The following is an 8139-nucleotide window of genomic DNA, read 5'->3' as shown; positions in this document are numbered from 1 at the left end:
CCACCAGCGCGGGCATTCCGGCGACCGCTGCCGGCCGGGTGAAGATCGCCGACGGCAACACGAGCGTCGAGATTACCTCGGGCGAGGCGACGGTTCGCGGCATCAAGGCCGCAATCGCTCAGGCGTCGACACTGAGCATCGCCAACGGCACGGCCAGCATCGAGAAACTGGCGCTCGATGTCGGCGGCGGTTCGGTGACGCTGTCGGGCACTGCCGGTCAGACGCTCGACCTCGCGGCGCAATTTTCGGCACTGCCCGCGGCGCTCGCCAATGAATTTTCGCCCGGCCTCGACGCCGTCGGCACGCTCAGCGGCACGGCTGGAGTGACCGGGCCGCCGGCCGCTCCCGATGTCCGCTTCAATGCGCAACTGGCTGGCGTCGAAACCAGCCAGACTCGCCAGGCGGGGCTCGGAGCGCTGGCTGTCGACGCGGCAGGCAGTTACACCATGGCCGGCGGCGTGGTGCTCCATCAGGCGACACTGACCGGTGACAAGATTTCCGGCAAGGCAGCCGGCACCCTCAATCCGAACGGCGCCAGCGATTTTGCGCTCGATCTCATCTCATCCGGCCCCAGCCTGCCCCTGATTGTCGGCAGCGCCGGGAGCCCGGTCAAGATCGAAATCCGGTCCTTGTCGGCAAAGGTGGCGGGCGAGAGCACGCGGGCCCGCCTGGATGTCTCTGCGATCCTGCCCTCGATCGTCACCAGTCCAGCGAGGGTGGACGGGCTTGCCCTGGCGTTGCACTCGGATGCGTTCGATCTGAAGAACCGCGCAGGGCCAGTTTCCGGCACAGTGTCGGTGGACAAGGTCGGTCTCGACAATCCGGTGATTGCGCCGCTGATCGCCGGCAAGGTCACGGCGGCGCTCAGCGGTCGCCTGACAGCCGATGCGGTTGCCATAGACAGCGGCTCGCTCAAGAGCGATGCGCTGAACAGCCAGGTTGCCGGCCAGGTATCGCTGCGTGACGGTGCCATCGACCTCAATCTGAAGGCGGATGCCCCATCGTCGGCCTTGCCGGCGGCGGCACGCGGCATGCTTGGCGAACGCGCTGAGATCAGCGCCACGCTGAAGCGCGACCCCAACGGCAGTATCGCTATAGGCGGATTGAAGCTGACCTCGGGCGCGCTGACCGCAGACGGGCAAGCCAGCCTTGCCGACAACAAGGTGGCCGCCGACATCAAGGGTGCGCTGAGCGATATCTCGCTGCTGTCGAAAGACGCCAAGGGCGCCATCGCTTTTGCGTTGAACGCGCAGGGCCCGGCCGCGGCGCCGGACCTGTCGTTGACCATCGACAGCGACCGCCTTCTCGTGGCGGCGCGAGAGATCACCGGGCTGAAGCTGACCGCCACCGGCAAGGCCGATGCCGCCAATCCGGCGGCGAATGTGCAGCTGACCGGCAATGTCGCCGGCCAGGCGCTGCAAGGTAGTGCCGTGCTGGCGACGGCGGACGGCAAGAGCGCCATCAATGGCCTGCTGCTGTCGCTCGGCAAGAACAGGATTTCCGGCGATCTGGCGCTGGATGAAAAGTTCGTGCCGGTCGGCACCATCGCGCTCGACCTGCCCGATATCGGCCCGCTGGCAGCACTTGCCCTGGAGAAGGCCGAAGGCGATGTGCGCGGCACGATCGCCTTTTCGAAGAACGGCAATGCGCCACAGGTCGCAATCAAGGCGGCGACAGCATCGATTACGCGCGGCGACCTGCAGGCGAAAGCCGTCTCGATCGATGCGCTGGTCGCCAACTATCTGGCGGCGCCCGTGATCTCCGGAAAGATCCGCGCCGACACCGTCACGTCGGGCGGCACCGTGATCAGCGGCATCGATGTCGACTTGAAGCGCGACGGCGACTGGACCGGCTTCTCCGGCGGCGCAACCGTCAAGGGCATTCCGGCACAGGCCGCCGGCCGGGTGAAAGTGGCCAACGGCACGACGACCATCGAGCTTGCCTCCGGCCAGGCGACTGTCCAGGGCATCAAGACGGCCATCGCCCAGGCCTCGACCGTCAGCATTGCCAACGGCACAACGACGCTGGACCGGCTCGTGCTCAACCTTGGCGGTGGTACGGCGACGGTGACCGGCAAGGTCGGCACGGCGCTCGACATCAATGCGACGCTGGCGCGGGTGCCGATGTCGCTCGCCAACAGTTTCTCGCCGGGGCTCGGCGCCGCCGGTTCCGTCTCAGGCACGGTCAAGGTGACGGGTGCGCCGGCGAACCCCGCCATTGTCTTCAACCTCGACGCGGCCGGCGTGCGGACCTCGCAGACGCGCGGTGCCGGTGTCGGTGCGGTGAGTGTCTCCTCGTCGGGCACCTTCGGCGGCAACAAGCTGACCTTCAATGCCAATGTCGGCGATGGCGCCGGCCTTGGCCTCAAGGGCGGCGGCACCGTGACAACGGCCGGCACGCCGTCACTGGTGCTCGACTTCAATGGCGTCGTGCCGTTCGGCCTGCTCAGCCAGAAGCTGGCCGCGCAGGGTCTGTCTTTGTCTGGAACCGCCAATGTCAACGTGCAGGTGCGCGGTCCCGCGACATCGCCCGTCATCGGCGGCAGCATCAGCACCTCGGGTGCGCGCCTTGTCGATGCGCGCTCCGGCCTCGCCGTCAACGATCTCGCCGCCGATGTCTCGATTGCCGGCGGCGTCGCCAGGATCAACCGGCTGACCGGAACGCTGTCGACGCGCGGCAGCCTGTCGGCCAGCGGCACGGTCGGCATCAACCCGGCGCAGGGTTTCCCGGCCGACCTGTCGATCAAGCTGGTCGACGGCCGCTATACGGACGGCAGGGTGGTGACCGCCAATCTCGGCGGCGACCTGACGATCAAGGGACCGCTGACCTCCGCACCGGTCATCGCCGGTACCGTCAATCTCGCCAAGACGGTGATCACCGTTCCCGACAAATTGCCGGGCTCGCTGGCGGCGCTCGACGTCAAGCACAAGAACGCGCCGGGCGCGGTCAAGGCGCAGGACAAGGCGCTGCGGCCGCCGACGACCAGCGGCAAGGGCGGCGGTAGCGGCCTTGCGCTCGATGTCACGGTCAACGCGCCGAATCAGATCTTCATCCAGGGCAGGGGCGTTGATGCCGAACTTGGCGGCTCGCTGAAGCTGACCGGCCCGGCCTCGTCGCCGCAAGCGGTCGGCACCTTCACCTTGCAGCGCGGACGACTGTCGATCCTCGGCAAGCGGCTGACCTTCACCGAAGGCACGGTCGGGTTTTCCGGCTCGCTGGTGCCCTATCTCAATTTGACGGCGACCACGACGACGACCAGCGCCACCGTCACCATCGTGGTGTCGGGCGAAGCGACCAATCCGAAGTTCACCTTCTCCTCGGTGCCGGCGCTGCCCGAGGATGAGGTGCTGGCGCAATTGATCTTCGGCCGCTCGATGTCGAACCTGTCGCCGCTGCAGATCGCCCAGCTCGCCGAAGCGGCGGGGCAGCTGGCCGGCGTCGGCGGCTCGACGTCGCTGCTGGAAAACCTGCGCAGCGCAATTGGCGTCGACGATCTCGACGTCACCACCGACGACCAGGGCGGCACGGCGGTTTCGGCCGGCAAATACCTCAACGACCGCACCTATGTCACCATCCAGAAGGGCGACAAGCCTGGCTCGGGCAAGGCGACGATCGACCTCAATGTCGGGCGCGGCGTCAAGCTGCGCGGCGAGGCCAACGATGCCGGCGAAGCCAAGGGCGGCATCTTCTACGAGAAGGAATACTGACAGTCCGGCGGGGCTTTTGGCCTCATGGTGGATCGATTCTGGTGCTGTGCGGGCCAGAGTAAATGTCTCAGTTTAATCGACTATCGCGATTCCAGAAGAATCCGTCGGACAGTAGCAAATTTGCGCCAAGACTGTCGTTATCACGCGAACCGCTCCCCTTTCAAAGTTGCACATTCCCTAACATGTTCTCAATCCACGCCGTCTTTGACATCATGGCCTGGATGCGGAATGTTAAAAGGCGGAAAGCCAACAATGGGAGTTAAGTCATGACAATTTATAAGAGTAATGGCGATCGCGTTCCGGATCACATCCTGGCCATGGCCGAAGAAGCCAAGGCAGGCAAGGTGGACCGCCGCGAATTCCTGGCCATGGCCAGCGTCTTCGGCGCATCGACGGCAATGGCTTACGGCTTGCTCGGCCTCGCCGATCCGACGCCGGCGAAGGCCGAAGAGGTAAAGGGCAAGAAGGGCGGCACGCTGAAGATCGCCCAGTGGATCAAAGATCCCAAGGACCCGCGCAAGGCCGACTGGTCGGAAATCGCCAATGCCGAGCGCCAGGCGCTCGAGCCGCTGGTCAAGTACACCTCCGAATACACGTTTCGCCCCTATCTGCTGGAAAGCTGGGACGTCAACGACGACGCCACGCAGTATACGCTGCATGTGCGCAAGGGCGTCACCTGGTCGAATGGCGATGCCTTCACCGCCGATGACGTCATCTTCAACCTGAAGCGCTGGGCTGACAAGAAAGCCGAAGGCAATTCCATGCCCGGCCGTCTCGGCTCGCTGGTCAAGGACGACAAGCTCGACGAGAGCGCCGTGACCAAGCCGGACGACCACACGGTCGTGCTTAAGCTCAGCAAGCCGGACATCGCGCTGATTCCGAACATGTGCGACTATCCCGGGCTGATCGTCCACAAGACCTTCGATGAGAAGGGCGGCGACTTCAAGGCCTGCCCGATCGGCACCGGTCCGTTCGAACTCGTCTCCTACGATGTCGGTCAGAAGGTGGTCTACAAGCGCCGCACCGATGACAAGTGGTGGGACGGCGAAGTGTTCCTCGATGGCCTGGAATTCATCGACTACGGCACCGATCCGGCAGCCATGGTCAGCGCTTTCGAGGCCGGCGAAGTGCACACCAACTTCGAGACTTCGGCCGACTATGTGTCGATCCTCGACGGCATGGACCTGGTGAAGTCGGAAATCGTCACCGCGTCGACCATCGTCTGCCGCACCAACGTCAACAACAAGCCCTATGGCGACCAGAAGGTGCGCAACGCGCTGCAGCTTGCGGTCGACAACAATGTCGTCTTGCAGCTCGGCTACGGCAATGCCGGCTCGGTCGCCGAAAACCACCATGTCTGCTCGATCCATCCGGAATATTACGAGCTGCCCAAGGTTGCCCGTGATCCGGCCAAGGCGAAGGCGCTGATGGCGGAAGCCGGCCAAGCCGACTTCGAACACGAGCTGATCACCGTCGACGAAGACTGGCATAAGAACACCGGCGATGCGATCGCCGCCCAGCTGCGCGACGCCGGCATCAAGGTGAAGCGCACCGTTCTGCCGGGTTCCACGTTCTGGAACGACTGGACGAAGTATCCGCTGTCGATGACCAACTGGAACATGCGTCCGCTCGGCGTCCAGGTTCTGGCCATCGCCTATCGCACCGGCGAGGCCTGGAACGAGGCCGGCTGGTCGAATCCGGACTGGGATGCCAAGCTCAATGCGGCGCTCGCCGTTGCCGACGCCGCCAAGCGCAAGGACATGATGAAGGACATCGAGCAGATACTGCAGGATTCCGGCATCATGATCCAGCCGTACTGGCGCAAGCTCTACAGCCACTCGGTGAAGGCGGTGCAGAACTACAAGATGCACCCGACCTTCGAGCGCGACTACGGCAAGGTCTGGCTCGACCAGGCTTGATATCGCATCGACATGGAGGGAAGGGGCTCGCTCCCTTCCCTCGCTCTTTGCATTGTCCGTCCCTGCTGGTCCGCACATTCTCAAAAAAGTTGCGGACTCGCGGGCAAGGCCATGCAACAAAAACAGGGTTGATCGCATCCGAAGGCCTGTTTGACAGCCAGCCCCGCCGGTCACGGCAGGGTTGGCTTTCATAGCCGGCTCAAACCCCAACCCATCGGCAGGGGGCCGCCATGCTTTCCTTCGTTATCAGGCGTCTTGGCACCATGGCATTGACGATGCTGTGCCTGACCATGGTCGTCTTCTTCCTGATCAACCTCGAACCCAATCTGAAGAAGCTGGCGATCAGCCAGACCGAAATGCATACGTCGGCCGAGCAGCTCGAGAGCTGGCTGGTCAACCATGGCTACCGGCAGAACTTCTTCGTCCGCTACGGCCAGTGGCTTGGTGTCTTGCCCAAGCAGCCGGTAACCGACCCGGCGACCGGCAAGCCGGCGCAGCGTTTCTCCTTCTGCAACGATCCGCTCGTGCCGACCTTTGCCGGCGTTTTCCAGGGCGATTTCGGCTGCTCGACCAAGTTCAAGGCGACCGTCGCCTCAAAACTGGTTCCGGCACTCGGCGCTACGGGCATCCTGATGTTCTGGGTGCTGGCGGTGATGGTGCCGATCTCGCTGCTGATCGGCATTCTGGCCGGCATGCGTGAGGGGTCGCGAACCGACCGGGTGCTGTCCGTGGCGTCGATCGCCTCGACGGCGACGCCTGAATATGTGTCGGGCGTCATCTTCACCGTCATCTTCGCCTCATGGCTAGGCTGGCTGAACGGCTCGGCGGCTTCGGCCAGCCAGGGCATCACCTTCTACAATTTCACACTGCCGGTGATGACGCTGGCGATCTACGGCATCGGCTATATCGCCCGCATGACGCGAGCTTCGATGGTCGAAGTGATGACGCAGCAATATATCCGTACTGCGCGGTTGAAGGGTCTCTCCTTCGGCAGCGTGGTGGTCAAACATGCCTTGCGCAACGCGCTGATCGCACCGTTCACCGTCATCATGCTGCAATTCCCTTGGCTGCTCACCGGCGTCGTCATCGTCGAGGTGATGTTCCGCTACCAGGGCTTCGGCTACACGCTGGTCGAGGCGGCCGGCAACAACGATATCGACCTTTTGCTCGGCTGCTCGCTGGTCTCGGTGTTCATCGTCTTGATCACGCAGCTCATTTCCGATGTCGGCTACGCATTTCTCAATCCGCGTATCAGAGTTCAGTAGGGAGCGAAGCCGATGCCGGTTCAATACATCAGTGGCTTCACCGTCGTTTTCGAAGTGCTGTCGCGCTTCTGGCCGGTCTGGATCGCGCTCGTCATCGTCATGGGCGCGAGCTTCGCCTACAAGAAGAAGCTGGCGCTCTACGGCCAGCTGTTCGACAGCGGTGTCGGCATTGTCGGCGTCGGCATCTGCCTGTTCTGGCTGTTCACGGCGATCTTCGCCGCGACCATATCGCCCTTCGATCCGCTGGCCCAGATTCCGATCATGAAGGACGTGCTGCCGGGCGCCGTCGAACCGCAGTCGGGGCTGACCTATCTGTTCGGCGGCGACAAGCTGGCGCGCGACGTGTTTTCGCGCATGGTCTATGGCAGCCAGATCGTGCTGATCATCGCGCCTGCCGCGACCGGCTTCGCGCTGATGGTCGGCATCACGCTCGGCCTGCCCGCCGGCTATTACGGCGGCAAGATCGACACCGTGCTGTCGTTCCTGGCCAACCTTGTGCTCGCCTTCCCGGTGATCCTGCTGTTCTACCTCTTGGTGACGCCGGGTATCATGGACACGCCGATCCCGTACGGCATGGCCGGCGTGTTCTTCCTGTTCCCGATCATCTTCTTCAGCGTGCTGTTCTGGACCCGCTACAAGAACCGGCCCGACCGGCTCTACATCCTGCTCGGCATCACCCTGATCCTCGGTGGCTGGATCTATCTCGGCCTTGTGTTCGATAAGGACCCGCTGCACATCGTCCATATCGATCCAAACCAGCTCAACATCTTCGTGGCGGTGGTGTTCGCCTCCAGCCCCGGCGTGTTCCGCATCGTGCGTGGCCTGGTGATGGACATCAAGACGCGCGACTATGTGGCGGCGGCGCAGACGCGCGGTGAATCGCCCTGGTACATCATGCTGTGGGAGATCCTGCCCAATGCGCGCGGGCCATTGATCGTCGATGCCTGCCTGCGCATCGGCTACACCACCATCCTGCTCGGCACGCTCGGTTATTTCGGCCTTGGCCTGGCGCCGGAAAGTCCGGACTGGGGCACCGCGATCAAGGACGCCAGCCGCCTGCTGCGCTCCTTCATCCATCCGGCGCTGCCGCCGACCATCGCACTGATGTCGTTCGTGCTGGGCTTGAACCTGCTCGCCGACTCGCTGCGCGAACAATCGATGAAAGACTGATGTCGCGGGTTTCGACCCGATGGGCCTGAGAGAAACAGGCCTGGAAGAACCAGGATTGGAGCGACCCATGAACGAGGC

General features: G+C 63.7%; 4 protein-coding genes. All 4 read left to right on the top strand.

All coding sequences use genetic code 11. From position 1 onward, the window contains the following. The coding region (locus tag EOA22_RS17720) for a translocation/assembly module TamB domain-containing protein (RefSeq protein WP_206521297.1) at positions 1–3707 on the top strand (3707 nt) is incomplete at its 5' end. A 266-nt stretch (positions 3708–3973) separates the two neighbouring features. Continuing rightward, positions 3974–5626 (top strand): ABC transporter substrate-binding protein, encoded by a 1653-nt coding sequence (locus EOA22_RS17715; protein ID WP_013530882.1) that lies wholly within the window; start codon positions 3974–3976, stop codon positions 5624–5626. A 230-nt stretch (positions 5627–5856) separates the two neighbouring features. Beyond that, positions 5857–6891 (top strand): ABC transporter permease, encoded by a 1035-nt coding sequence (locus EOA22_RS17710; protein WP_127390116.1) that lies wholly within the window; start codon positions 5857–5859, stop codon positions 6889–6891. 12 nt (positions 6892–6903) lie between these two features. Beyond that, positions 6904–8061, top strand: coding sequence for an ABC transporter permease (locus EOA22_RS17705; protein WP_013530884.1), 1158 nt, complete (start codon positions 6904–6906; stop codon positions 8059–8061). Positions 8062–8139 lie beyond the last annotated feature (78 nt).

This window comes from Mesorhizobium sp. M7A.F.Ca.US.014.04.1.1 (assembly GCF_003998745.1).
Lineage (GTDB): Bacteria > Pseudomonadota > Alphaproteobacteria > Rhizobiales > Rhizobiaceae > Mesorhizobium > Mesorhizobium ciceri.
Note: the sequence above shows the minus strand (reverse complement) of the source record. Positions and strands in the feature narration are given on the sequence as shown.

Excerpts from the sequence above, each read along its gene's own strand:
- EOA22_RS17715 (WP_013530882.1), top strand. The coding sequence starts at position 3,974 with ATGACAATTTATAAGAGTAATGGCGATCGCGTTCCGGATCACATCCTG.
- EOA22_RS17705 (WP_013530884.1), top strand. The coding sequence starts at position 6,904 with ATGCCGGTTCAATACATCAGTGGCTTCACCGTCGTTTTCGAAGTGCTG.
- EOA22_RS17710 (WP_127390116.1), top strand. The coding sequence starts at position 5,857 with ATGCTTTCCTTCGTTATCAGGCGTCTTGGCACCATGGCATTGACGATG.